The following is a 25,033-nucleotide window of genomic DNA, read 5'->3' as shown; positions in this document are numbered from 1 at the left end:
TTCGGGCTGCTGACTTACCCGCCGGCGGGGCTGGTGGCTTCTGCGCCCGCGGGACGGCTGACTTCTGCGCCGGCGTGCCGGTGCAGGGATAAGCTGTCCGCGGTGCTGAAGAGCATAAGGACCGCCATGGTCAGGAACGCGCCACGGAACGGGCCGGCCGCATCCGCCTCAAAGACCGTCACACCGTCAAAGACACGGATCAGCAGCGCGCCGACGGCGATGCCCGAGCCGGCGGCCAGCTGAACCAGCGTCGCGGACACTGAGTTTGCCGACGTGAGCTGGGCGGGCACGATGTCCGCATACTGCACCGAGGCGTACGCAGAGAACCCGATGGAACGGAAAGCGCCGCTGCAGACCAGCAGGGCGAAGATCAGGGCCTGTGGGGTGTCCGGGGTGAGCAGGGCGCACAGTGCGAAAGTCATGGCGGACGCCAGGGAGCCCAGGACCAGCATGGCCCGGAAACCAAAGCGGCGAATCAGCGGCGTGGTGGCCGGTTTGATGCCGATATTGCCGATGAACACAGCGGCCACCATGATCCCGGCATGCAGTGGGGACCAGCCGAAGCCGGTCTGGAACATCAGCGGCAGCAGGAAAGGCACGGAACTGATGGTCAGGCGGTAAACAAACCCGCCGGTGGCCATCGCCCGAAAAGTCCGGGTACGAAATACCGACAGATCAAAGAGCGGGTGTTTGGCTCGTCGCATCCACAACACCGCGCACGCGAGGGCAGCCAGCCCGGCCACAGCGGAGATGGTGGCCCACGGCCCGTCGGGATGTGCCGTTGCCAGCTCCAAGCCAACCACCAGGGCTCCCACTCCCGCGGTGGTCAGGACCAGCCCCAGCCAGTCCAGTCTGCGGTGTGGATCGCCGGAAACGGCTGGCACAATCTTCAGCGCGGTGATGAAGGCGGCTGCCCCCAGCGGCAGGTTGATGAGGAAGATCCAGTGCCAGGACAGATAGGTGGTCAGGGCGCCGCCCACGAGCGGAGCGAGCACCGGAGCCAGCAGTGCAGGCCACACCAGGAAGGCTGTCGCCCGCAGCAGTTCCGATTTGGGTGTGCCTCGAAGCACCAGGAGCGTGCCCACCGGAACCATCATGGCCCCACCGGCGCCCTGCACGATCCGGCTGATGGTCAGGACGGTCAGGTCCGGGCTCAGCGCGCAGGCCAGGGACGCGAGGGTGAAGAGGGTGATCGCCAGGCAGAAGACCTTCCGGGCACCGACCCGTTCGGCTAGCCAACCGCTCAAAGGAATCCCCATCGCCACGGTCATGAGGTAAGCGGTCATGGTGATATTCACGTCCGCGGCTGGCACCCCAAAGTCGCTTGCGATGTTGGGGATGGCAGTGGTGAGGATGGTGCCGTCGAGGAATTCCATAAAGAACGTGGCGGCAACCAACAGCGCCAGCCGGGGATTCCACGCGGGGCTTGTGCCGGTCTCGGCGGTTGGGGTGCTGCTTAATGCCATCCCACCATCCTGCCATTGCCGGCCCCCACGTCGCCCATGTAGGTAGCAGCACATGTCGTGATGACGGCTCATAAGAGCATGTGCTGCTACCTACATGGGGAGAGGCGGCGAAGGCGCACGAGTCACGGTACGCAAAAGGCCCCGGTCAAGGACCGGGGCCAAACGCGGAGACGGGGGGATTTGAACCCCCGGTGGAGTTGTGCCCCACACTTCATTAGCAGTGAAGCCCATTCGGCCGCTCTGGCACGTCTCCAATTGCTATTCCTAGCCCACCAAGGATACGCAGAACCGGCCACCGAGCGCAAAACGACCAACGCGGGGTCACTCCACGCCAGTGAAAGGCTGGTTATTGGGCGGAATGTGACCCCGCGTTGCTGTGTGCCGTGAAGGGGCAGGGACTGGCCGGCGCACCGACACCCCGGACATCAGCCGCCGGCCAGGGCACGCCACAGGAAGTGCTGGCTCCGGGCCTGGAGCGCGGCGGCCTGCCGGTTATCCGACGCCCCGGCGTGGCCGCCCTCCAGCGCCTCGTGGAACCAGACGTTCCGGATGCCCATGGCTTCCATGCGGGCGGCCATCTTCCGGGCCTGGACGGGGCCTACCCTATCGTCGGACGTGGCAGTCCAGATGAACGTTTCGGGGTACTCCACGCCGTCCTTGAGCAAGTGGTACGGCGAAAATGTCCTGATGTACTCCCATTCCGACGGCACGTCCGGGTCACCGTATTCGGCGATCCACGAGTGCCCGGCGGAGAGCTTGGTGTAGCGCCGCATGTCCAACAGCGGAACGCCACAGGAAACGGCCCCGAACAGTTCGGGGTAACTCGTGAGCATGTTGCCCACCAGCAGCCCGCCGTTGGACCCACCCACACAGCCAAGCCGCTCCCGGGAGGTAACGCCGCGGGAAACGAGGTGGCGGGCTACGGCCGCGAAGTCCTCGAAGGCCCGGTGCCGGTTTTCCTTCAAGGCGGCCCGGTGCCAGCCCGGTCCGTATTCGCCGCCGCCGCGGATGTTGGCCACAACGTAGACACCGCCGCGGGAGTGCTGCATCTCGCCTGAGGAGCCGGTTGCGTTGGTCCGCCGCTCCAGCCACGCCCTGCCCACGGTCCCGCTGTAGGCCGGGGTGCGGGAGACTTCGAAGCCGCCGTAGCCGGAGAGCTGCGTGGGATTCTGGCCATCCAGCACCAGTCCGCGGGCGGCCACCTGGAAGTAGGGCACGCGCGTGCCGTCCGCGGACACGGCGAAGTGCTGCTGCACTTCGTAGCTGGCGTCATCAAAGAACGACGGCGACGCTTTCACTTCCGCGTGCCGGCTCGCCACGCCGGCGCTCACCACATCGGCGCCCACCACACCGGCGCCCGCCTCGCTGCCGCTCCCGGAAGCAGCCCGCTCCAGCGTTCCGCGCATCAGCGTGCTGGGGGTGGTGAAGCCGGTCGCGACCAGCCAAAAGTCGTCGCCCGCACCGCCGTCGGCCGGGCTTTCATCTTCATCGTCCACCGCGTAGGCGTTGACGTCGTGCAGAGGCGGACAGGCGTCCAGCAGCGAGGAAGCCCAGGCGCCGGACGTGGAACCGGCCGGCGCGGCAGGATCCAGCACCCGGATTTCGGACGAGACGTCGCGCAGGAGGTTCAGCAGCAGGAAATTGCGCGTCCAGCTCCAGGACTGCAGCGACGTGTGCGCGTCGGGCGTAAAGAGCACCAACAGGTCCCGCGACCCTGCGAGGTAGTCATCGAACCGGGCCGCCAGCAGGGAACCGGCGGGGTAAGTCGCACCGTCGAGGGCCCAGTCCTGCTGCGGCCTGAACAGGAGCCAATCGCGGTGGGCGCTGAGGTTCACGTCGGTCGGGGCATCGATCCGGATCCACGCGTCGCCGGACCGGACAAACGTGCTGCGGTTGTAGAAGTCGACGTAGTCCACGGCGAAGGTGCGCTCGAACCCGGGCGTGGAATCGTGCGCCACCACGGCCATCATGTGGTCTTCGGGTACCTCAAAGAGGCGCGGCGCAGTGCCGAGGGTTTCGCCGCGCCGCAGCGTGACGCCCGTCCGGGCGTAGGAGGACGCCGTTCGGGGCAGCCCCTCGGCGGTGGAGGCGACCAGCAGCGTGTCCGCGTCCAGCCACGAGACGTTGCCCTTCGCCGTCGGGAGGTCAAAACCGCCGGCAGCCGGGTCCACGAAGGTGCGGGTGTCGACGTCGAACTCGCGGTAGCGGTTGGCGTCGCCGCCGTCGGGGGACAGCGCCACCAGCGCCTGACGGTACGTTTCCCCGTCAGCCGGGCGCAGGAACGTTGCCCCGTGGAACACCCACTCCACCTCTTCCGCGGTGGCCAGCGCGTCCACATCCAGCAGGACATCCCACTCGGGGGAGTCGGTCAGATAGCTCTCCCACGTGGTGCGGCGCCACAGCCCCTTCGGGTTCGCCTGGTCCTTCCAGAAGTTGTAGTACCAGTCGCCCCGCTTGCCCACCATGGCGATCCGGTCCGTGGAGTCCAGCACTTCGAGGATGCTTCCCTCCAAGGCCGCGTAGTCAGCATCCTCCAGGAGGTCCTCCGTGCGGGCATTCTGCTCCCGGACCCAGGCCAGTGGCTCCTCGCCGTAGATTTCCTCCAGCCAGACGTTCTCATCAGGCGGCTCCGGGGCAACCGCCGGGGAGTCAGTCCCGGGGTGTCCGGGGTTGGAAGCGGACGATGAACCGGGCGCTTGATCAGCTGCAGTGGTGGTCATGCGCCCATCCAAACAACCCTTCGCCCAGCAATCAAGTCAAGGGCCCCGGGCTCAGGCGGATACTCTGGATGCCGTGGGTAAATCGACGAGCATCCGGGTAGCCATCATCGGCGCAGGTCCCCGGGGTACCAGCGTTCTGGAGCGCCTGCTCGCCCACGTTGCCACCAGGGCAGACTCCATGTCGGTCCACATCGACGTCATCGACCCCTACCCGGCAGGCCCGGGGCACGTCTGGCAGCCCGGACAGTCCCGGCTGTACCTCATGAACACCCAGTCCTTCTACCCGACCGTGATTCCCGAGGAACCCGGGCTCGCCGCGCCCCTGGCCGGCACCACGTTCGACCGCTGGCGTGTGCGCCAGCAGAAGGATCCGTCGCCCGCCCTGACGCCGGACGAGCTGGCGGAGCTGGCCACCCTCGGCTCCCGTGACTTTCCGAGCCGCGCACTGTACGGCCGCTACCTTCGCTGCACCGTGGAGGATCTCCTCGAAAGGCTGCCCGACGGCGTCAGCATCGGCTTCCACGAAACGGCGGCCGTGTCGGTGCGCCCCGCAGCGAACGCGAAGGGACCGGCGGGCGGGGTCACGGCAGACGCCGGACCGGCGGGCAGTGGCCCGTTCGACGTCGGACTCGCCGGCGGCGGTTCGCTCACCGTCGACTCCGTGGTCCTCGCCCTCGGGCATATCCCTTCAAGGCTCAACCCGGAGCAGCGCGAACTCCAGTCGTCCGCCGGGCAGCTGGGCCTGCGCTACTTCCCGCCGGCCGTGCCCGCCGATGTTGACTGGTCCGCGATCCCGGCCGGTGAACCCGTCCTGGTCCGCGGCATGGGCCTGAACTTCTTCGACGCCATGGGCCAGCTCACCGAAGGCAGGGGCGGTAAGTTCATCGACGCCGGCGCACGGCTTGAGTACCAGCCCTCGGGCCAGGAACCCCTCATCGTTGCCGCCTCCCGCAGGGGTACCCCCTACCGCGCCAAGGCTGCCTTGGACGGCTACTATCCGTCGTCCGTCACGTTGCGGTACCTCACGGCGGCTGCGCTGGAGCGGTTCACGGCCGCCGGAATCCGGCCGGGATTCGACCACGACCTGTGGCCGCTCCTGCACCGCGACACCCTCTGGGCCTATTACTCCACCCTGGTGCGCTCGCAGCCCGGCGCCGTCCCGGACGGGCCGGCGTTCCTGGCTGCCCTGGATGAGGCCATGCGCCCGCACGCCCACAGCTCAACCAACTGGGAAGACGCCGTGGAAAGCGTGCTGGCCGTCCACGTCGGGCCGCGGCACCGGCTGGACCTGCTGGGCCTTGCCTCCCCCCTGGCAGGCCGTTCGTTCGCATCCCGCGCGGAACTGGACGCCGCCGTCGTCGATTACCTCCTGGATGACGCCCGCCGCTCCGCGCTCGGTGAGCAGGACCCGGTCAAGATGGCCATTGGGGCGCTGCACCGCGGGCGTGCGGTGCTGAAGACGGCAGTGGCCGACGGCGGCATCACCGACGAGTCCTGGGTCGCCGGCCTTCGGGGCTGGTTTGAGTCGTTCGTCGAGGGCCTGGCCAGCGGGCCGCCTGCCCTGCGTGCCGGGCAGCTGGCCGCGCTGGCGCGCGCGGGAGTGGTCAGCTTTGTGGGCCCCGACCCCCGGTTCAGCGTGGACCGCCGGGCAGGCCGGTTCACCGCCGTCTCGCCGTGGGTGGGCGGTCCGCCGGTAGCGGCCACAACGATGGTCGAGGCGCTGGCGCCCGCAAACCGGGTTGCTGCCAACGACTCACCGCTCCTGCAGCAGCTCCTCGACGACGGCATGGTGCGTCCCCGGCTGATGATGACGGCGGAGGGTGCGCCCGTGGCGGCGACCGGCCTGGACGTCAGGCCGCATCCCTACCGTCCCGTTGCGGCCAACGGATCCGTAACTGACGGGCTGTACGTCCTGGGCCTGCAGCTTTCCGCCGCCCAGTGGGGCACGGCCATTGCCGCAGAAGCGGCGCAGCCCGGCGGACCCGCCTATGCCAGCGGGCAGCGGACCCTCCGCGATGCCGATGAAATCGCGCAGGCCATCCTGGACGGGTAGAACTTAAAACAACGCGGAAACCTTAAACCAAAGCGGGGTCACATTACGCCCGAATTCCTCCCCGGAATGGGCGCGATGTGACCCCGCGTTGGTTCTCAGTGCGAAAGGCTAGCCTTTCAAGCCTTTCAGGCAGTGGCGGTAGGCGGACATCGCCTGGCCATAGTTCGTCTGGCCTACGAGGTCGCCGGGCCGCTGGGGCTTGACCGGTGCCGTGCAGACCGGCTGGGCCGGGACGCTGGCAGCAACCCTGACATCAGTCCTGACCACGGTGCCGGATTCCACGGCGGTGAGCACCAGGGTGCCCGCTCCCGCGGCCGCGCCTGCCGGAACCTTCAGGTCCACGGTGGCCGCGCCGGAGGTCACCGGCACGCTGCCGAGCACTGTCACCGTTCCGGCGGCGTCGGTGAACTGGGCGCGCAGCGAGGTGTTGACCGGGCTGCCCAGCGACGTCAGGTCCAGTTTGGAGACCGTCAGGGAGATGGCGTCCCCGGACTTGACCTCGGCGGCGGTGGTGTTGACCACGGCTACGGAGCGGCGGGCGAAGTCCGGGGAAACCGGGCTGTGCGCCTGCAGGTACTTGATCCATGCGTCGCGGTCGATCAGGCCGGAGTCCTTGGTGTTGGCGCCTTCCTTGAAAATTCGGAAGTTGTCACCACCCTGGGCAAGGAAGCTGAACGTGCCCACGCGGTAGGACTTCGCGGGATCGACCAGGGCGTCGCCCACCCGGATCGAGGTGATCCGGTCACCGGCGGCGCGGGATGCGTCGTAGGTGTAGTTGACGTTCTTTGACAGGCCCAGCTGCAGGTAGGCGCGGCTGGGGACCGTGCCGTCGGCGTTGGTCTGCCACTGCTGCTCCAGCAGGTTTTTGAACTGCGCACCCGTCAGGGACGTGGTCCACAGGTTGTTCACGAACGGCAGTACTGCATTCGCCTCGGCATAGGTGAGGGTGCCGTCCGGGGCGTAGTAAAGCTCGTTGCGGAGGCCACCGGCGTTGACGACGCCGATTTCGGCGCCCCCGAGGTTCGTGTCCTTGAGGGCATCCACGAGCGAGTCCGCCACGAGGTTGCCGAGCGTGGATTCGCTGCCGCGGTCATCGCGCTTGGCCGGACCGCCCGCGGGATCGGGCGTGAAGGCCGTGGTGATGTCCTTGGTTACCGAACCGACCGGCTGGTTGCCGACCTCGGCTGCGGCCGACAGGGCCTTTTGCACGATCGCATCAACTGCCGCGACCCGCGGGTAGGCGGCAACAAGGGCGGCAGCGGCATCAGTGGTGCGCTTGACGTTGCCGGCCTTGTAGGCGGTGACGTGCTTGGTAGCGGTGTCCACTGTCAGCTGGATCTGGCCGACATTTTCGCCGTAGTTTCCGGTCTGGACGATCGGGCGGGTCTTGCCTGCCTGGCCCGGAACCGGGGCGTCCCAGACGTATTCCTTGTGGGTGTGGCCGGTGAAGATGGCATCCACATCCGCGGAGGTTTCGTTGACCAATTTGGCGAAGGGGCCGCCGGCAGCGACTTCCTGCGTCAAAGTGGCACCGTCCTGGGTACCGGAACCGGCGCCGTCGTGGTTTTCAACAATGATCACATCGGCGAGGTGCTCCGCCGTGATCTTGGCCGCTGCCCGGTTGATGGCCTCGACCGGGTCGCCAAAGTCCAGGGCGGCGATTCCCCCGGGGCTCACCAGGGTGGGGACCTCCTGGGTGACGGTGCCGATGACCGCAACCTTGACGCCGTCCATCTCCAGCACCGTGTACTCGGGCAGGACCGGCTCGGTGGTGCCCTTCTTGTAGACGTTCGCGCCCAGGGACGGGAACTTGGCGTTGGCGCCGCCCGCGATGACGCGGTCGCGCAGGTCTGCCCAGCCGCCGTCGAACTCGTGGTTGCCCACGGCGGAGGCTTTCAGCTCCAGGGCGTTGAGGACGTCGATAGTGGGCTGGTCCTTGGCAACTGCCGAGGCGAACAGCGAGGCGCCGATGTTGTCCCCGGCGGAGAGGAGGGCCGTTGCGCCAGGGGCGGCAGCGCGCAGCTTCTCGATGGTTCCCGCGAACTGCACGGTGTTCGAGTCGATGCGGCCGTGGAAGTCGTTGATGCCCAGGAAGTTCAGGTCAACGCTGGCCGGCGTGGTGGGCAGGTTCAGGCCCACCACTACGGGGTCGTGGTCGCTGGCACGGAACTGGTCCGGCGTGTAGTAGTTGGTGACGTTGTTGTTGAAGCGGCTGTACTCCAGCGCCACGGACTCAACCGAGTTGATGTTCCAGATGTCAGCGCCTGTGACGACGGCGTTGGCCGACGGTGAGGCGAGGATGTGGTCCAGGGAGCCCACCAGGCCGCCGAAGAGGTAGGAGTGCTTCGCCGAGCCGTCGGCATTTTTGGCTTTCTCGTCCTGGTTGACGTATCCGGCAGCCGTGAGGACGTTCATGGGGTCCTCCTTGGCGTAGGAGTTGAAGTCGCCGATCAGGAACACCTTGTCGGTGGCCTTGGACTTCTGCAGTTCGTCGGAGAATGCCACCAGGGACTGTGCCTGGGCGGTGCGGGCGAGGTTTGAAGCACCCTGGCCCTTGTCCGTGTCAGCCGGAGTTGCTGCCGAGCCTTTGGACTTGAAGTGGTTGGCGATGGCGATGAACTTCTTATCGTCGGCGGCACCGACGGGCTTGAAGACCTGGGCGAGCGGCTTGCGGGCGCTGGCGAAGGCGGTGGTGTCGTTCAGGATGATTGACTCGCCCACCGGCTCTGCGCTGGATTTCTTGAAGATGAAGGCGGTACGGATCATGTCTTCATCGGCCAGCGGGGGAGCGTTCGCGGGTGTGCGGACGTAGTCCCAGATGCCGKGTGTTTCAACGTTAAGGGCGTCCACCAGTTTGGCGAGGGCGTCATCACGGTTCTTGCCGAACTGCGCGGAGTTTTCAACCTCCATCAGCGTGACGACGTCGGCGCCGGACTTGGAGATGGCGGCGACAATTTTGTCCTGCTGGCGCTTGAGGTTCCCGGCGTTGGCCGCACCCCGGGCGTCGCAGCCGCTCTGGACGGTGATCGGATTGCCCGCGCGGTCGGTGTAGAACTTGCAGCCCGTGAGCGTATCCCCGGTGGTGGGGAAGTAGTTCAGGACGTTGAAGGACGCGATCTTCAGGTTGCCGCCCACGTTGGCCGGAGCCTCGGTGCGGGTGGCGCCGAAGCTGGCCGGCTGGACTACGTCCTTGTTGGCGTCCGTGAGGTGGGTCAGCGGCTGGAACTTCCAGGCGTTGTTGGTGTAGCTGAGCACCACGTTGGTCTTGAACGTCACCGGAGAACCAACCCGGACGGGGTCCGTGGCGGTCAGGTACGGGAGCACCTCGGCTTTGGTAGTGGCGTCCTTGAGGAAGTTGGTGCTGGATCCGTCGTCGAGCTTGATGCCGCGGGCGGCGTTGTCCGCCACGGCGGCATCGTACTCGGCCGAACCGTAAGGCGCGACGGCGGTGGGCTGGACCAGGGCGGTGGTCCCGCCGGCCAGGCCGATCTCGCCGTACTGGCTGAGGCTGTAGTTGTCCGCCACGGTCAGGGGGCCCTGCGGTGCCAGCAGCATTCCTTCGAGCGACTCCCGGAAGGTCTCGTTGGCCGGCAGCACGAAGGTAGTGGGCTTGACCTCGGGGGCGGCCTCGGTGAGCTTGGTGAGTCCTGCGGCGGCGGATACGTTGAGCTGTGTCATGCCGAAGTACTCACTGACGGTGCCGGTGACCTGGACGTAGTCTCCGGTCTGGACGGCGGCCGCAGTGGCGGGGGAGTACACAAAGATGCCGTCCGAGGCGGCGTGGTTGGTGGCCGTCAGGTCCCCGCCGGTGCCGGCGGTCTGGAGGTAGTAGCCGTTCAGGCCGCCGGTGGGGAAGACCGCCGTGACCTTGCCCGTGGTGGTGGCGGTGGCTCCGGTCAGCGGGCTTTCGGCGCCGGTGCCCTGGATCTCTGCGATGGTCTTCAGGCTGGGGGTGCCCGGGTCTACAGGAGGGTCCACCGGGGGATCGACGGGGGGAGTTGCCGGCCCGGAGCCCTGCGGGGTGATGGTGGCGCTGAGCGTGAAGTCCGCGGAGTTGTTGTTGCTGTCCGCGAAGTTGGTGCGGTTCAGGCTCTTGACGTCCGTGTTGCTCGACGGGGCGGTGGCCGGCTTGGTCTCGAAGGTGTTCGAGGCTCCATACCCGAGGAGGTCTGCAACGCCGGCCGTCTCGATGATGGATCCGGTGGCCAAGCCAGTAAGGGCGGTGGCCTGCTTAGCCAGGACAATCGTGCCGCTGGTGCCTGCGGGGTTGAAGTTGCTGGCATCGACGTCGGCGGCGGGCAGGTCAGCGGCCGTTGAGGTGCCGCTGTTGGTGCCGCCCTTGACCAGGAAGTGGCCTTTCGCCGGAATGGAGCCGGCCAGGGGAGATACTCCGCTGGGCGCCGCAGCGCTGGTGGCGGACCGGTACTGGACCGACCAGCCGTCCAGGGAAACGGGTGCGTCGGAGGTGTTGTACAGCTCGACGAACTTGTTTTTGAAGGCCGCGCCGTTACTTCCGCCGCTGAGATAGGCCTCGTTGATGATGATGGGCGAGGTGCCCGCTGCAGCAGGTGCTGCGTCGACGGCGAAGGCGGTGCCGGCTGACAGCGGGGCTGCGATGAGCCCTGCTGCCAGTGCTGTGCCGAGCGCCGCCCTGAGGGTGGAGTGATTCATTCGCTCTTACTTTCGTTGTGGTGCCCATGGGTGGCGGGCGTCTATTTGTACCGACGGTTTCCCCTCCGTCGGCGAGCAGGTCAAGGCAATTAGGCGTAACTGACCATCGAATAGCCAAACAGAAGCGGGTTAACGCAAGGTGGCCGACGGATAGGTTTCGAGCGTCGACTTCCAGCGCAGCACGCAAACAAAAAACCGGCCCCGCTTGCCAGCAAACGCTGACAGGCGGGACCGGTTCCGTTGACTACTTAAGGTCAGCGCTGCATGAGTTTGAACATGGCACCGGTGGGATCCGTCAGGGTGGCCAGGCGGCCGTAGGGGGTGTCCTGCGGAGGGTCGATCACGGCGGCTCCCATGGCCACGGCCTTTTCGACGGCGGCATCGGTATTTTCCACAGCGAAGTACGTGTGCCAGCTGGAGGGCACCTCTTCGGGCAGGTAGCCGGAGGCGTCCATGATGCCCGCCTTGGCGGCGTCACCCGCACCCAGGGTGGTGTAGCGGAACTCCGGCGTATCGCTCATGACATCCGTTTCCCACTTGAAGACGTCTTGGTAGAACTTCACGGCGGCGTCGTAGTTCTTGGTGTGCAGTTCGTGCCATGCGGCCGCGCCCGGCTCGTCCACGAGTTCAAATCCGCGCATTTCGCGGGGCTGCCAGATTCCGATTGCAGCTCCGGACGGGTCGCCGAATATGGCCATGAAACCCTGTTCTGGGACATCCATGGGCGGCATGTAAACCTGGCCGCCGTTGGCCGTGACTGCGGCTGCAGTGGCTTCGGCGTCATCTGAGCGGAGGTAGGTGGACCAGACGTCGGGCATGCCGGCCTGGGATTCATCCTTTTGCATCAGCCCGGCCACGGTCTTGCCGTTTTTCAGCGCGGTGGTGTAGCCGCCGTACTTCTCCTCGTCTCCGGTCTGGTACTCCCAGCCGAAGAGCTCGCCGTAGAACTGGCGGGCTTTGGCGATGTCTGAGGTCATCAGGTCAATCCAGCAAGGTGCGCCGGGGGTGGTTTCGGGTGCAGGCATAGTGGACTCTTTCGTTGAAGGGGTGGCAACAGAAATGACCCTATGCCGGGGCACTGACAGTTTCAATGGGTGGGCGCTGCCATGGCGGAGATCCCGGAAACGACGGAACCCCGGTCCGCCATCGCTGGCAGACCGGGGTTCCTTTCGCGGAAGGTAAGAGATTCGAACTCTTGGTACGGGGTTACCGCACACTAGTTTTCAAGACTAGCTCCTTCGGCCGCTCGGACAACCTTCCCTAACGAGTAGTGTTTCATAGGCAGTTGGCTGCAACAAAACAGAGTCTGCCGCGCGTCCGGTGCAGACTGGTTCCGGGGCACGAATCAGCTAGAAAACGGGAGTGGCCATGAAAGCCGTCTACATTGCAGAACCTGGTGGTCCGGAGGTGCTGGAAGTCCGCGAAGTGGACGATCCGGTCCCGGGGCAAGGCGAAGTGCTGATCGACGTCGTCGCTGCGGGCTTGAACCGGGCAGACGTGCAGCAGCGCAGGGGCTTTTATCCGCCGCCCCCCGGCGCGTCCGAGATCCCGGGGCTCGAAGTTTCCGGCAGGATCGCGGGTTTCGGCCCGGGCGTCACCAAGGCATTCTCGGTGGGGGACAAGGTGGTGGCCCTGCTGGCAGGCGGGGGTTACGCGGAAAAGGTTGCCGTGCCTGCGGAGCAGGTACTGCGGATTCCCGACGGCGTCGATCTGGTCACTGCTGCCTCCCTGCCGGAGACCGCAGCCACGGTGTACTCAAACCTGATCATGACGGCACAGCTGCAGGCGGGCGAGACCGTCCTGATCCACGGCGCAACCGGGGGGATTGGCACCATGGCCATCCAGCTGGCCAAGGCCTTCGGCGCCAAGGTGGCCACCACCGCAGGCACGGACGAGAAAGTGGGCACGGCCAAGGCCTTCCTGGGCGCGGACATCGCCATCAATTACACCGAGGAAGAGTTTCCGGACAGCCTGCGCCGCCAGAACGGCGGCAAGGGGGCCGATGTCATCCTCGACGTGGTGGGGGCCAAGTACCTGGCGCAAAACGTTGATGCGCTCGCTGACTACGGCCGGCTCGTCGTCATTGGACTGCAGGGCGGGGTGAAGGGGGAGCTCGATCTCGGCCAGCTCCTGCGGAAGCGTGCTGCTGTTGTGGCGACCGCGTTGCGGCCGCGCCCGGTCGAGGAGAAGGGCGCCATCATGAATGCAGTGCGCGAGTCCGTGTGGCCGCTGATCGCCGATGGCAGGATTCGCCCGCTGGTGGCCAAGACCTTTGCCCTGGACCAGGTCAGCGAGGCGCACCGGTACTTCGATAGCGGCGAGCACGTGGGCAAGATCCTGCTGGTGATGTAGCAACCCGGGTCTCGAGGGTGTAAATACTGAGTATTGCCTTTGGGTGTACGTCCGGCTAGGCTCAAGCCATACGCGGTATGCACGGCGCTTGGGGGTCTGTGCCTGCCGATGCTGATGACCCCGCCAGGAGAAACATGTCCATCCGCCACAGCCTCCTCGCCCTGCTGCAGGACCAGCCGCGTTATGGCTACCAGCTCAGGGTTGAGTTCGAGAACCGCACCGGCGCCACCTGGCCGCTGAACATCGGGCAGGTTTACACCACGTTGGATCGCCTGGAACGTGACGGCCTGGTCAGCAATGACGGCGGCGACGGCGAAGGGCACGTGGTCTACAGCATCACCGATGCCGGAAAGGCCGAGGTGCAGGGCTGGTTCGCCGCCCCCGTGGAGCGCGCCAATCCACCGCGCAACGAACTCGCCATCAAACTCGCGCTCGCGGTGACTCTTCCCGGCGTCGATGTGCAGGCAGTCATCCAAGCCCAGCGGGTGGCCTCCATCCGGGCGCTGCAGGACTACACCAAGTCCAGGCGGGACACCGCCGCCACCCAGCGGGCGGCGGACACCGCCTGGCTACTGGTCCTCGATTCGCTCATCTTTCAAACGGAAGCGGAGGTTCGCTGGCTGGACCTGTGCGAAGCCCGGATGGTGCAGCAGGCGCAGGCCGCAGCCCACGGTGCCTCCGGCCAGGGAAGTTCACGCAAATCGTCCAACGGGGTCACCACGGAAGAGGCTGCCCCGCTCACCGCGGAGACGCGGCGATGAGCGTCCGGGGGCCGCAGCAGGTCCTGGAACTGGCCAAGGTCAGCAGGACATTCGGGGAAGGTGCGACGGCGGTCGCCGCGTTGCGCGAGGTGGACCTCACCATCGGCGCGGGGGAGTTCGTCGCCGTCATGGGACCGTCCGGTTCCGGAAAATCCTCCCTCCTGGCGCTGGCCGGGGGACTGGACCGGCCGACGTCGGGCGGCGTCTTTGTCGAGTCCACGCCCCTGGGCGGGTTGGGACTTAACGAACTCGCGCGGCTGCGCCGCCGTGCCGTCGGGTACGTTTTCCAGGACTTCAACCTGGTGCCCACCCTGACCGCGGCGGAAAACGTGGCATTGCCGCTGGAGCTGGACGGGACTGCCGCCCGGAAGGCGCAACGCCAGGCACTGGACGCGCTGCGGCAGGTGGGCATTCCGGAACTTGCAGACCGGTTTATGGACCAGATGTCCGGCGGCCAACAGCAGCGGGTGGCTATCGCCCGGGCGATCGTGGGCGACCGCCGGCTGATCCTGGCCGATGAACCCACCGGAGCCCTGGATTCCACCACCGGTCACGGCGTGATGGAGGTGCTCCGCGGACGCGCGGATGCCGGGGCGGCCGTGATGCTGGTGACCCATGAGGCCCGGCACGCAGCCTGGGCCGACCGGGTGGTTTTCCTCAGGGATGGCCGGATCGTGGACCAGGCAGCTGCCATGCACGATCCCGCCATGTTGCTCGCGCAGGCCGGTTCCTGACGTGGCGCTCAGTCTCACCCCGGCGCCCGGCGGGCGCCGGCAGGCTTTCCGTGTCGCGGTGCGGATGGCGCGGCGCGATATCCGCCGTCACAAAGGGCGCTCACTGCTGATCATCCTGCTCATCATGCTGCCCGTTGCCGCCATGACCGGCGCGCTGACACTGGTCCAGAGCACTCAGGAGACTGCCGCTGAACGTGTGCAGTACCAGCTCGGTAGCACCCAGGCGCGGTACCGAGCCATGCCCATGCCCATGCCTAACGGCTCCATGGTCCAGGATCCTGTTGACGAGACCCGGATGAACGCGGCGAACTGGGACAGTGACCCTGACTTCACGCCCAGTGATCCTCAGGAGGCGCTTCCGGCCGGATATGAGGTGCTCACCGAAGCCACTCTCGACCTCACCGCCGGGCACGGTGCGGCGGACTTGCACGTGATGGGCCGGGCGGTGGACGCCCTGGCGCCGGCTTTCGAAGGAAAGTACACCCTTCTGCAGGGCAGGGCGCCCGGGAACGATGCCGAGATGCTCGTCTCGCCGGGGCTGCTGGACCGCTTCGGGCTCGAACTGGGAGAGGAGCTGCAGACGTCGGCCGGGACGTTCGCTGCGGTCGGAACGCTGCGGGATGCCGGGTATTCGGACAACAACCCCATCGTCTACCTCAAGCCCGGCCAGGGCCGTGCGGCCATCCAGGGCCGGTCAGGCCCCACGAATCCGCGACAGGCTGTCCCGGCTGCTGATTCCACGATGTATTACCTGGTGGGTTCGGAACCGGTGACCTGGAACCAGGTCCTGGCGGCCAACGCCGTGGGTGTCACTGTGCTGTCCCGGTCCGTCGTGGTGAACCCACCGCCCCAGGACCAGCTCCCACCGGAGAGCCAGGGTGCGCAGTCCAGCACGTCCATCCCGCTGGCCGCCTATGGCGGCGGGGCCCTCCTGGGTGCGCTGGCGCTGCTGGAGGTGGGATTACTGGCCGGTGCGGCCTTCGCCGTCGGCGCCAAGGGGCAGGTCCGGGAGTTGGCGCTCCTGGCAGCGACGGGCGCCGAAACCCCTACCATTCGCTCGGTGGTGATGGCTGCCGGCCTGTGGCTTGGCGGCCTCGGTGTGGCGGCCGGCGCTGCCGTGGGACTGGCTGCGGCCGCCGTGGTGGTCGGTGTGGCGCGCCTTAACGGGTTGGTCCGCTTCCCGGGCTTCCATCCTGACGCGCTGCTGACCGGACTGGTCATGGCCATGGGCTTCGCCGCCTGCCTGCTGGCCGCGTTGGCTCCGGCGCGGCAGGTGGCACGCCAGGCTGTCCTGGGCGCGCTGAAATCCGGCCGGGCCCCGGCCCCGGCGGGCAAAGGATCCACGGTAGCAGGCGTTGTCCTGCTAGGCGTGGCCGCTGCGGCGCTCGCGGGCGGCACGTGGCTTGCCGTGACCAGTGAAGACCCTGACGTTTTCGCTTCAAGGACGCCGCTCATCGCCTGGCTCCTGGTGGGAGGCGCCTTACTGGCGGTAACGTCCCTGGCCCTGCTGACCGGCAAGCTGGTGGTCCTTCTGGCGGGGAGGGCCGGACGGCTCCCGCTGGCTGCGCGCATGGCGGCCCGGGACTCATCGCGTAACCGCAGCCGGACGGCGCCGGCGGTTGCCGCCGTCCTCGCGGCAGCCACCCTCGCCAGCGCCGGAATGGTCCTGGCAGCCAGCCAGCAAGCGAACGACGAGCAGAACCACCAGTGGTCCGCCTTGAAGAACCAGGCGGTCCTGCCGCTGTCCGTGTGGCGGCCTCCTTTGGCTGACGGAACCGAGCAGGATTCCGGTCGGATTGACCCGGCCGCCGTGGTGTCCGCCCTGGACAACGCAGTGGACACCGTCGAATGGACCCGGGTGCTGCGCACCGCTGCAATGCGGAACTGCGACATGCGTCCCGAAGTGGCTGACGCGGGACCTGCCCAGACGCCGACGTCGAGCTGCCTGCAGTACTCACTGGCCACTCCTGAAGGCAATCAGTGCCCCGTGACCGCCGGCCAGCGCGTCCTCGATCCGGATGACTGGCGCTGCCATGGACCGATGCGCCCGTACGAGTACCAGGGAAGCATGGACTCCATCGTTGTCGGAACGGCGGAGGACGTGGAAAGGCTGTTCGGCACGTCGCCCACCGCAGAAGCCCGCGATGTGCTGGCAGCCGGTGGGATGGTGGTGAGCAACCCGGTGTTCGTCCGCGACGGGCGCGCGTCCGTGGTGGCGCAGGATGTGCGCAAGCCCGTGCCCGGCAACCCCGCTACCGGAGCCTTCCAGGGCTATCAGGAGACAGGACGGACGGAGGTGGCTGCGGCGGTGCTGGCACCTGAGGTCAATGTTCCGTACTACGGGGTACTGTCTCCGGAAGCCGCTGCTGCGGCCGGCATGCGGGTCGACGACGGCGCCCTGCTGGTCCAGCTCAGCGCCTACCCTGATGCTGCCCGGACCGATAAGGCCTCCGCGGCTATCGCAGGCGTCTATGCGGACAGGTTCGGGTCGATGAATGTCGAGCGCGGCGCCGAACGGGACGCCTCGCTGGTCCTCTGGTCCATCGTGGGCCTGGGGGCGCTGATCACCCTCAGCGCCGCAGGCATCACCACAGGGCTGTCCATGGCCGACTCGCGGAAAGACCATGTGACGCTGGCCGGCGTGGGTGCAGCCCCCCGGTTGCGGAAGGCCCTCGCGGGTTCCCAGGCGCTCATGACCGCAGGGCTCGGAACCGTGCTGGGAAGCCTTGCCGGGACCATCCCGGCCCTCCTGCTGGTGACTGCCACGGGGATGGCGCGTACCGCCGTCGTGCCTTGGCTTCAACTGGCGGCACTGCTGGTGGCGGTGCCGCTGACCGGCGCCGCCCTGGCTTGGCTGTTTACCCGCGCGAAGCTGCCCACGTCGCGCCGGGAAACGCGGACCTGACTGGTTGAGTCGAGAGGCGGCAGCCGCGTTCCGTTACAGAGTTGGGTCTTTTCCAAAGGCAGGGGCAGGCCTACGGTAAGAGGCAAGCGAGCTGTCACTGAGCGCCTCCAGCCTGCCGTTCACCGCACGGACACACGGCGCCGGCATGGGGCCGCCTTCGCGGTGATGCCGCGTTGGTAGGGTGCCTTGGAGCAACCGACTGAAGCAGGAATTTTCAAGGAGGAGACATGGCCAACAGGCCTGAGGAACCGGAAGGTTCAGCACAACGGGGCGGCCCGCTGACCGCCAGTCCGGACCTGCCGCCCACTGCGGTGGATGAGGATGTCCGGGAGGCCGAAGACAACAAATGGACGCCGGCCAAGATTGCACTCTGGGCAGCCATTGCACTGCTCGGTGGTGTGGCCTGGTTCATGGTGGCGATCATCCGTGGCGAGACCGTCAACGCCATCTGGTTCGTCTTCGCCTCGGTCTGCACCTATCTGATCGGTTACCGCTTCTACTCCAAGGTCATCGAGCGGTACATCACCAAACCCGATGACCGCCGCGCCACACCGGCTGAGTACAAAGCCGACGGAAAAGACTATGTCCGGACGGACCGCAACGTCCTGTTCGGCCACCACTTTGCCGCCATTGCAGGTGCCGGACCCCTGGTCGGGCCTATCCTCGCCGCCCAGATGGGCTACCTGCCGGGAACCATCTGGATCATCATCGGCGTTGTCCTGGCCGGTGCGGTGCAGGACTATGTCGTCCTGTTCTTCTCCATGCGCCGCGGCGGCCGTTCCCTGGGCCAGATGGCCCGCGAAGAGCTCGGCGTCATCGGCGGCACGGCGGCGCTGATAGCCACACTGCTGATCATGGTCATCATCGTCGCGATCCTGGCCCTTGTGGTGGTCAATGCGCTGGCAGAAAGCCCCTGGGGTGTCTTCTCGGTGGGCATGACCATCCCGATCGCCCTTTTTATGGGCGTTTACCTCCGATTCCTGCGCCCCGGCAAGATCATGGAAGTATCCCTGATCGGCTTCGTGCTGCTGATGGCTGCCATCATTGGAGGTGGCCTGGTGGCCAATACCGAATGGGGTGCCGCGTTCTTCACCCTGGACAAGGTCACCATTGCCTGGGGCCTCATCGTTTACGGTTTCATCGCCGCCATCCTTCCGGTCTGGCTGCTGCTGGCACCGCGTGACTACCTGTCCACGTTCATGAAGATCGGCGTGATCGTGATGCTCGCGCTGGCCATCATTGTGGTCCGCCCGGAGATCACTGTTCCGGCCTTCAGCGAGTTCGCAAGCAGGGACAACGGGCCCGTCTTCCCTGGCGCGTTGTTCCCCTTCCTGTTTGTCACCATCGCCTGCGGTGCCCTGTCCGGTTTCCATGCCCTGATCTCCTCCGGCACCACGCCGAAGTTGGTGGAGAAGGAACGCCAGACGCGCTACATCGGCTACGGCGGCATGCTCATGGAATCCTTTGTGGCCATCATGGCGCTGGTTGCGGCCATCTCCATTGACCGCGGGCTCTACTTCGCGATGAACTCCCCGGCTGCCCTCACCGGCGGAACGGTGGAAACCGCGGCCGCGTGGGTCAACAGCCTGGGATTGTCCGGCGTTAACATCGGCCCGGATTTGCTGGCCGAGACGGCACGGAACGTCGGCGAAGAAAGCATCGTATCCCGCACCGGTGGCGCACCCACCCTCGCGGTGGGGCTCGCCCACATCATGCAGCAGTTCGTCGGCGGTACGGCCATGATGGCGTTCTGGTACCACTTCGCCATCATGTTCGAGGCGCTGTTCATTCTGACCGCAGTGGACGCCGGAACGCGCGTGGCGCGCTTTATGCTGCAGGATTCCATCGGTAACTTTGCCCCGAAGTTCAAGGAACATTCGTGGCGTCCCGGCGCGTGGCTGTGCACCGCCATCATGGTGGCCGCCTGGGGGCTGGTGCTCCTGATGGGCGTGACGGACCCACTCGGTGGAATCAATACGCTCTTCCCGCTGTTCGGCATCGCCAACCAGTTGCTGGCGGCCATTGCGCTGTCCGTGTGCCTGGCCATTGTGGCCAAGCGCGGATCGTTCAAGTACCTGTGGATCGTTGCGGTTCCGCTGGCGTTTACGGCCGTGGTGACCATCACCGCGAGCTACCAGAAGATCTTCTCGTCCACGCCCGCCGTCGGCTATTTTGCCAACAACGCGGCGTTCAGCAAGGCACTCGCTGACGGCAAGACCGAGTTCGGCACAGCGAAGAGCGTCGCCGCCATGGAAGCCGTGGTTCGCAACACCGCTATCCAGGGCTGGCTGTCAGTGATCTTTGTGGTGCTGAGCATCATCGTGATCGCCATGGCTGTTGTGTCAACCATCCAGGCCTTCCGGAACCAGCAGGCCGGCATCCCCAACGAGGACAACGAGGACCAGGCCCGTCCGTCCCGTGTCTTCGCTCCCGCCGGCGTGATTCCCACGCCGGCCGAGAAGGAACTGGTCGCCGAATGGAACAAGTTGCCGGCCGAGCTCCGGTTTGAGCGGGCGGGTCACAACTGATGAACGCCGGCCTGGCCGCAGTCGCCACCGGGTTCCGGGGCTTTGCCCGGTACCTGGGTGGCGTGCTCGGGGCGGATGCATACGCCAAATACCTCGAGCATTATCAGGTCGCCGGACACCAGGAGCCGCCCCTGACGGAGCGGGAGTTTTGGCGGGACCACACGGACCGGCAGGACGCCAACCCGCAGGGTCGGTGCTGCTGAACGCCCTGCGGCGTCATCGACTGGACCCGGCGTCGCCAGCGCGTGAGAGTATGAACGCATGAGCGATCCGAACGACACTCAGCCTGACGACATCCCGGTTGAGGGCACCACCCTCGACAACGGCGGCCCGGCGGGGCCAGGCGCTGCCGGGCCGGTCCCAACCGGTCCGGCTGCTGCCGGCGCGAAGGCTGGTACAGCCAAGGGCAGTAACCTGCAGGACCTGGTGGACGAGCCTGCGAAAGTCATGCGGATCGGCACCATGATCCGGCAACTCCTGGAAGAGGTTAAGTCAGCCCCGCTGGACGACGCCGCCCGGGGACGTCTGGCGGAGATCCACGAGCGGTCCATCAAGGAACTGGAGGACGGCCTGGCCCCGGAGCTGGTGGCGGAACTGGAACGGATCAACCTCCCCTTCCCGGACAATGCCACGCCGTCGGACGCCGAGCTCCGGATCGCCCAGGCGCAGCTGGTGGGGTGGCTGGAGGGCCTCTTCCATGGCATTCAGACAGCCATCGCTGCCCAGCACGCCGCGCGTGAGCATGCCGTCGCGCAGATGCAGCTCAAGCAGTTGCCGCCCGGCACCATGATTGCCCCGGGTGTAGTCATCGGGGAGAACGGGGAGCCGCAGCGGGCCGCGGCAGGGCATCGCCCCGGCGCAGCCACGCCAGGCCAGCCGGAGGACCCGGACCACGGCCCCGGACAGTACCTCTAGGTCTCTTTGTGGGATTCTTTACTGCCGCCCGCCAAGGGCGCAAGGATGACGCCGAGCTCGGCAAGGGCCTGTGGCGCCGCGCTCACGACCGGTTCCACCGGGGCCTGGACCGTTATCACCAGGTGCTTGAGGGTGTGGAAGACGATCAGCTTTACGCCGAACTCGTGGAGATCGCCAATGAGCTGACCGGGCTCCTGGAGCGTGTCCGCCTGGTGTGTGTGGAGGCCCAGCGGCGGTCGCCCAGCGACGGGCTCGATATTCCGGGGGCGTTGGCCGGTGTGCACCGGTCGCTGTCCAAAGCCGGCAACTCGCTGGCCACCACTGCCGAAGCTGCTGCCATGCTGCGGCTGGCAGTCGGGCCGGTTCCGGTAGGGGCAGCTTCGGTGCGCCGCCGCGCTGAATCCGTTTTTGAGCAGGTGTCCGACGCCGAGCGCCGCCTCGCCGAGGACGCCGCCGGTGGCCGGCCGGAGACTCTTTCCGGCTGAAGCGGTCAGGGAACCCTCAAGCGGCGATGCGCGCCTGCTCAACGCCGATTTCGTCGATGACTGCCCAGGCTTCCTCGCCGGGGCACTGCCGGCTGGCGAAACGTTCGGCTTCCATCCGGGAGTCGAAGCTTTCATTGCGGATCCGGCCACAGCCGGCGTCGAAGTACGTGACGTGGAATTCGTGAGCGAGTTTGTTTTCCATAAATCCAGTGTGCAACCGGGGTCTGACAATCACCGGTCATCAGTCCCGCGTGTTGCCCAGCCTGAGGACCCGCTCCTGCGCGAGCACGGCTGAGCGCTGCGCTTTTTCATCTGCCCTTACCGCCTGCTTTGCTTCGGCTGCTGCCGTGGACAGCCCCCTCCGTGCGCTGTCCAGTTGTTCCTCGGCGGTCTTCAGCCGTGCCCGCAGGTCCCGGGTTTCGCGAGTCAGCCCGGCTACTTCTTCCTCTGCCTCCGCCAGCTGCTCCCGCCGTTCCGTCGCCAGCCTGGCAGCCTCCTTCTCCGCTGACTTGGCGTCGGCTAAAACCTCCTTGGCCTTCTCCAAAGCGGACGGCGATGCCCGCCGCGGAGTCTCCCGGACAGCCTTGAGGAGCGGCTGGTCCGCGGGCGGACGGGCGGTACCGGCCGCCGTCGGGCGCTGTTTTTGTTCCTGCTCCGGGGCCGCGGCCGGTGTAGGGGAGCTGCGCGGTACTGTCACGGCGCCGGGAACTGCTACGGCACTGGGAACCGCTACGGCACCGTCGAGGTCCACGGTGTCCACGCCGTCGGAGGACAGTGTCTGGATCAGTAACCCGCTTTGGACGGCGGCCGCCGCACCTTCGTCCGTGATCAACGCACCAAGGGTCCGCTCGACGTCGGTTGCGATAGTGGCGCTGATGGCCCGTCCGTGGCGGTCCGCGACGGAACGGGCAGTATCGACGGCGGCACTGAGCAGGGCGCGGCGCTCCCGCGCCAGTTCCCGGAGGGTGCCGGCATCAAAAGATGACTGGGCGGCGCGCATCCGCCGGCCGAGGTCGGCGAGCTGCGCGAGTACTGCGGACTCGTGCACCGCCATCATGTTGACGGCCCAAGCCGCCACTGAGGGTTTCGGCAGCGCCTTGACGGCGGCGGGGAGTTCCTTCCCGGAACCCGTGGCGGCCTTGGCTGCGGCTGTCCTGGCTGCCATGAACTCATCAAACGGAAGCGCGTACAGCTCCAGCGCGATGGCCGTGAGCGCCTTGTCATCCATGCACGCCATCATAGGTGGAACATGCGGCGCTCCCGGGTATGCGCACCGCCTAGACTGACCGCATGAGAAGAGTGTGGGGGCTCCTTATCCGGCCGGCGGTCCTGTTGTTGGGGGTTTGTCTTCCGGTGGCCAGTTGCTCAAACGCCTGTCCGGCGATCGGGTGGGTCAACTCCGTCACCGTCGAACTGGCAGGGGGCGTCTCGCGTGTGGGCAGTGTGCAGCTGTGCGCCGACGGGGCGTGTTCAGAGCTGCGCCCGGTGCCCGGGACGGCCACGCCCCGTGTTGTCTCCACCCTTCCATTGGACCCCACAGCTCCTGTTACGGCTGAAGCACCGCCGTCCATGGCACCGTTCTACGCTGAACAGGTCGACGCCGATACTTGGCGGTTCACCGTCACCATGAGTTCCCCGGACCACGTGACGGCCAGGGTCCTGTCGACTACGGGAGAGGTGCTGATCGAGAAGGAATCCGACCTTGAGTGGAAGCGCGTGGGCGGCTCGGCGCAATGCGGCGGCCCGTCGGAGACCCCGCCGTTAGAGCTGGTGGTCCCTGGCGGCTAAGGCTCTCTGGGAAGCGTGGGCGGGTCCTCTGGTTCCGGACCGCATGGTCAGGTTCTGCCGGTAGTTTTGAGCCAGTGGTTGAGGGATGTGTTGAACAGCTCGGACTGGGCCAAAGACATCCCGTGACCCACACCCTTGTGGATCTGGAGGGAGCTGTTCCGGAATTTCGACTGGAAGTACTCCATCCCGCGAAGGAGCGGCGTCGCTTCCATGTTTCCCGCCATGAGCAATACCGGCCGTGTGGAATCCAGCACTCGGTCAGGCACCGCGAACGAGAAATTGGCCTGAATCAAGCGCCGTAGCGTTGGGATGGAGATGGACCTGGAAAGGGCGTAATAGTCCTCAAACCTTGCAGCGGGGACTGAGAGCTGAGCCGCCTGGGCGCGTGCGAAGCGGCGGTTTCGGGACAATGGAGCGGCGGCTGCCGCGATGAGGCCAAGGGCGCCTGCTCCGGGCCAAGGCCGCAGGAGGGAACTGACCACCACCAGTCGTTCCACCCGGTCAGGATAGGACGCTGCCAACTGGATCGCCGTCTGTCCGCCCAGCGAAAAGCCAATCACCGTCACAGGACCGAGCTCCGGGAGGCCGACCTCGTGCGCAACGGCCTCCGCTGCCTCGGCGTGCGAGGTAAAGGAGCTTCGGCCGTGCAGGTGATGCCCGGGAAGGGTAGGGGTAAAGACGGTGTAATCATGCGAGAAGTAGGCTGTCTGCGCATCCCACATCGAGGGTCCCACTCCGCCGCCGTGGATGAAGACGAGGCTGGAGCGTTCCCCGGGAGACGCTGGGTTCATACCGCCACTCTTCCACAGGCGCCGGCGCCTACTTGTGCCTGACCATCGCTTTTGTGCCTGACCAGCGCTCCGCTTCAGGGGCGCGCCGGTACCCGCCGAGACCTTCGTCGGCGTACTTTCAGCATCCCCGGGCTTCTGGGCGCGCTCCTCCTGCCGGCGCCATGGGCGCTCCTGCGTGGGGCCCTCAGCCCTGACCGGCGTTCAGCACGGCCGAGCAGGCTAAGCATGCTCCAAATAATGACCACCCAGAGCACTGCCGCAGCGAGGACGACACAGATCAATGCCAGAGGATGCATGTGGCGCCCTTAAGGAGTAGCTCGAAACCGTGCCCGGTTGGTTCTCCGCTGCGACAGCGCCGGCCCCGCGCGGCGGTTCGTCGCCGGGTTACGCAACGTATTTCTGCAGCAGGTCCGTGGTCTGTCGGCCGCATTTGGTGATCCGTGCGATGTTGGCGGCCGCCAATTGTGGCAGGAGCCTGGCGGGCTCTGCGTGACGCGTGTCAACGCGGAGGGAGTGCTCCAGATCGGTCGCAAACTCTGCAAGGCGTTCCGCGCCAACCATCTGGCTCGAAGACTTCAGGCTGAGGACCGCATCCAGCGCACCTCTCAAATCCCCCGTGGTCAGTGTGAGGCGCACTTTCTCAGCCCTGTCGGGCAGCAGCGCAATAAAGTTCAGGACGAAGACCTTGCAGACATCTTCGTCGTCGAGCCCGTCCCGCAGCTTTTGCAGGACTCCCCGATCCAGTAGCGGTAAAGCATTGGCGTCCATAATTTCCCCCGAGCGTCGACACACCTATCAACGTCCCCCAGGACTTGTAATGGACGCTACTGGCTGACAAGGGTGAACACACGAGTAGGTGGTACT

18 protein-coding genes and 2 tRNA genes are annotated in these 25,033 nt (G+C 66.5%); 10 read left to right on the top strand and 10 right to left on the bottom strand.

Annotated elements, in window-relative coordinates:
- Positions 1-14: 14 nt before the first annotated feature.
- The 3 genes from AC1DIM_RS00240 to AC1DIM_RS00230 form a co-directional block, all read right to left on the bottom strand.
- Complete coding sequence (locus AC1DIM_RS00240) at positions 15-1,466, bottom strand: MFS transporter (RefSeq protein WP_477708493.1); 1,452 nt, start codon at positions 1,464-1,466, stop codon at positions 15-17.
- A gap of 165 nt (positions 1,467-1,631) precedes the next feature.
- A tRNA-Ser gene (locus AC1DIM_RS00235) sits at positions 1,632-1,719 on the bottom strand.
- 172 nt (positions 1,720-1,891) lie between these two features.
- A complete protein-coding gene (locus AC1DIM_RS00230; protein ID WP_477708492.1) occupies positions 1,892-4,186 on the bottom strand; it encodes a prolyl oligopeptidase family serine peptidase in 2,295 nt (764 codons plus the stop codon).
- 73 nt (positions 4,187-4,259) lie between these two features.
- On the opposite strand from AC1DIM_RS00230, the gene AC1DIM_RS00225 reads away from it, so the two are divergent.
- The gene (locus AC1DIM_RS00225; RefSeq protein WP_477708491.1) at positions 4,260-6,239 is read left to right on the top strand and encodes an FAD/NAD(P)-binding protein; all 1,980 of its coding nucleotides are present in this window, start codon (positions 4,260-4,262) and stop codon (positions 6,237-6,239) included.
- 108 nt (positions 6,240-6,347) lie between these two features.
- Here the strand turns inward: AC1DIM_RS00225 and AC1DIM_RS00220 are convergent, their stop codons facing one another.
- From AC1DIM_RS00220 to AC1DIM_RS00210, 3 genes are all read right to left on the bottom strand, one after another.
- The gene (locus tag AC1DIM_RS00220; RefSeq protein ID WP_477708490.1) at positions 6,348-10,910 is read right to left on the bottom strand and encodes an ExeM/NucH family extracellular endonuclease; all 4,563 of its coding nucleotides are present in this window, start codon (positions 10,908-10,910) and stop codon (positions 6,348-6,350) included.
- Positions 10,911-11,164: 254 nt separating this feature from the next.
- Entirely contained in the window at positions 11,165-11,935 is a 771-nt protein-coding gene (locus tag AC1DIM_RS00215; RefSeq protein WP_477708489.1) for a VOC family protein, read from the bottom strand.
- A 147-nt stretch (positions 11,936-12,082) separates the two neighbouring features.
- Positions 12,083-12,170 (bottom strand) — tRNA-Ser (locus AC1DIM_RS00210).
- Between the two features lie 108 nt (positions 12,171-12,278).
- Here AC1DIM_RS00210 and AC1DIM_RS00205 point away from each other — a divergent pair.
- From AC1DIM_RS00205 to AC1DIM_RS00170, 8 genes are all read left to right on the top strand, one after another.
- The gene (locus AC1DIM_RS00205; RefSeq protein ID WP_477708734.1) at positions 12,279-13,262 is read left to right on the top strand and encodes an NAD(P)H-quinone oxidoreductase; all 984 of its coding nucleotides are present in this window, start codon (positions 12,279-12,281) and stop codon (positions 13,260-13,262) included.
- Between the two features lie 134 nt (positions 13,263-13,396).
- Positions 13,397-14,023 (top strand): PadR family transcriptional regulator, encoded by a 627-nt coding sequence (locus AC1DIM_RS00200; RefSeq protein WP_477708488.1) that lies wholly within the window; start codon positions 13,397-13,399, stop codon positions 14,021-14,023.
- Positions 14,020-14,757 (top strand): ABC transporter ATP-binding protein, encoded by a 738-nt coding sequence (locus AC1DIM_RS00195; RefSeq protein WP_477708487.1) that lies wholly within the window; start codon positions 14,020-14,022, stop codon positions 14,755-14,757. The genes AC1DIM_RS00200 and AC1DIM_RS00195 overlap by 4 nt, the downstream gene beginning before the upstream one ends.
- 1 nt (position 14,758) lies before the next feature.
- Positions 14,759-17,662 (top strand): FtsX-like permease family protein, encoded by a 2,904-nt coding sequence (locus AC1DIM_RS00190; protein WP_477708486.1) that lies wholly within the window; start codon positions 14,759-14,761, stop codon positions 17,660-17,662.
- A gap of 227 nt (positions 17,663-17,889) precedes the next feature.
- On the top strand, positions 17,890-20,190 hold the full coding sequence (locus AC1DIM_RS00185; protein ID WP_477708485.1) for a carbon starvation CstA family protein: 2,301 nt from the start codon (positions 17,890-17,892) through the stop codon (positions 20,188-20,190).
- Entirely contained in the window at positions 20,190-20,393 is a 204-nt protein-coding gene (locus AC1DIM_RS00180) for a YbdD/YjiX family protein (protein WP_477708484.1), read from the top strand. Before AC1DIM_RS00185 ends, AC1DIM_RS00180 begins: the two co-directional genes overlap by 1 nt.
- Positions 20,394-20,451: 58 nt before the next feature.
- The gene (locus AC1DIM_RS00175) at positions 20,452-21,105 is read left to right on the top strand and encodes a bacterial proteasome activator family protein (RefSeq protein WP_477708483.1); all 654 of its coding nucleotides are present in this window, start codon (positions 20,452-20,454) and stop codon (positions 21,103-21,105) included.
- Positions 21,106-21,113: 8 nt separating this feature from the next.
- The gene (locus tag AC1DIM_RS00170; protein WP_477708482.1) at positions 21,114-21,590 is read left to right on the top strand and encodes a hypothetical protein; all 477 of its coding nucleotides are present in this window, start codon (positions 21,114-21,116) and stop codon (positions 21,588-21,590) included.
- 16 nt (positions 21,591-21,606) lie between these two features.
- Here AC1DIM_RS00170 and AC1DIM_RS00165 read toward each other — a convergent pair whose 3' ends face one another.
- Positions 21,607-21,792, bottom strand: coding sequence for a hypothetical protein (locus tag AC1DIM_RS00165; RefSeq protein ID WP_477708481.1), 186 nt, complete (start codon positions 21,790-21,792; stop codon positions 21,607-21,609).
- A gap of 39 nt (positions 21,793-21,831) precedes the next feature.
- Positions 21,832-22,818 carry a hypothetical protein gene (locus AC1DIM_RS00160; RefSeq protein WP_477708480.1) on the bottom strand — a complete coding sequence of 329 codons (987 nt, stop codon included), beginning with the start codon at positions 22,816-22,818 and terminating at the stop codon, positions 21,832-21,834.
- A 62-nt stretch (positions 22,819-22,880) separates the two neighbouring features.
- Between AC1DIM_RS00160 and AC1DIM_RS00155 the strand changes: the two genes are divergently transcribed.
- The gene (locus tag AC1DIM_RS00155) at positions 22,881-23,378 is read left to right on the top strand and encodes a hypothetical protein (protein ID WP_477708479.1); all 498 of its coding nucleotides are present in this window, start codon (positions 22,881-22,883) and stop codon (positions 23,376-23,378) included.
- Between the two features lie 47 nt (positions 23,379-23,425).
- On the opposite strand, the gene AC1DIM_RS00150 is transcribed toward AC1DIM_RS00155, so the two are convergent.
- Together AC1DIM_RS00150 and AC1DIM_RS00145 are read right to left on the bottom strand one after the other, a co-directional pair.
- The gene (locus AC1DIM_RS00150; protein WP_477708478.1) at positions 23,426-24,169 is read right to left on the bottom strand and encodes an alpha/beta fold hydrolase; all 744 of its coding nucleotides are present in this window, start codon (positions 24,167-24,169) and stop codon (positions 23,426-23,428) included.
- Between the two features lie 384 nt (positions 24,170-24,553).
- On the bottom strand, positions 24,554-24,937 hold the full coding sequence (locus AC1DIM_RS00145; RefSeq protein ID WP_477708477.1) for an Hpt domain-containing protein: 384 nt from the start codon (positions 24,935-24,937) through the stop codon (positions 24,554-24,556).
- Positions 24,938-25,033: the final 96 nt, after the last annotated feature.

The organism is Pseudarthrobacter sp. 01T43, assembly GCF_056398665.1.
Note: the sequence above shows the minus strand (reverse complement) of the source record. Positions and strands in the feature narration are given on the sequence as shown.

Coding starts and splice junctions, on each gene's coding strand:
- AC1DIM_RS00205 (WP_477708734.1), top strand. CDS start 12,279: ATGAAAGCCGTCTACATTGCAGAACCTGGTGGTCCGGAGGTGCTGGAA.
- AC1DIM_RS00150 (WP_477708478.1), bottom strand. CDS start 24,169: ATGAACCCAGCGTCTCCCGGGGAACGCTCCAGCCTCGTCTTCATCCAC.
- AC1DIM_RS00200 (WP_477708488.1), top strand. CDS start 13,397: ATGTCCATCCGCCACAGCCTCCTCGCCCTGCTGCAGGACCAGCCGCGT.
- AC1DIM_RS00165 (WP_477708481.1), bottom strand. CDS start 21,792: ATGGAAAACAAACTCGCTCACGAATTCCACGTCACGTACTTCGACGCC.
- AC1DIM_RS00180 (WP_477708484.1), top strand. CDS start 20,190: ATGAACGCCGGCCTGGCCGCAGTCGCCACCGGGTTCCGGGGCTTTGCC.
- AC1DIM_RS00175 (WP_477708483.1), top strand. CDS start 20,452: ATGAGCGATCCGAACGACACTCAGCCTGACGACATCCCGGTTGAGGGC.
- AC1DIM_RS00155 (WP_477708479.1), top strand. CDS start 22,881: ATGAGAAGAGTGTGGGGGCTCCTTATCCGGCCGGCGGTCCTGTTGTTG.
- AC1DIM_RS00145 (WP_477708477.1), bottom strand. CDS start 24,937: ATGGACGCCAATGCTTTACCGCTACTGGATCGGGGAGTCCTGCAAAAG.
- AC1DIM_RS00160 (WP_477708480.1), bottom strand. CDS start 22,818: ATGGATGACAAGGCGCTCACGGCCATCGCGCTGGAGCTGTACGCGCTT.
- AC1DIM_RS00240 (WP_477708493.1), bottom strand. CDS start 1,466: ATGGCATTAAGCAGCACCCCAACCGCCGAGACCGGCACAAGCCCCGCG.
- AC1DIM_RS00185 (WP_477708485.1), top strand. CDS start 17,890: ATGGCCAACAGGCCTGAGGAACCGGAAGGTTCAGCACAACGGGGCGGC.
- AC1DIM_RS00215 (WP_477708489.1), bottom strand. CDS start 11,935: ATGCCTGCACCCGAAACCACCCCCGGCGCACCTTGCTGGATTGACCTG.
- AC1DIM_RS00230 (WP_477708492.1), bottom strand. CDS start 4,186: ATGACCACCACTGCAGCTGATCAAGCGCCCGGTTCATCGTCCGCTTCC.
- AC1DIM_RS00195 (WP_477708487.1), top strand. CDS start 14,020: ATGAGCGTCCGGGGGCCGCAGCAGGTCCTGGAACTGGCCAAGGTCAGC.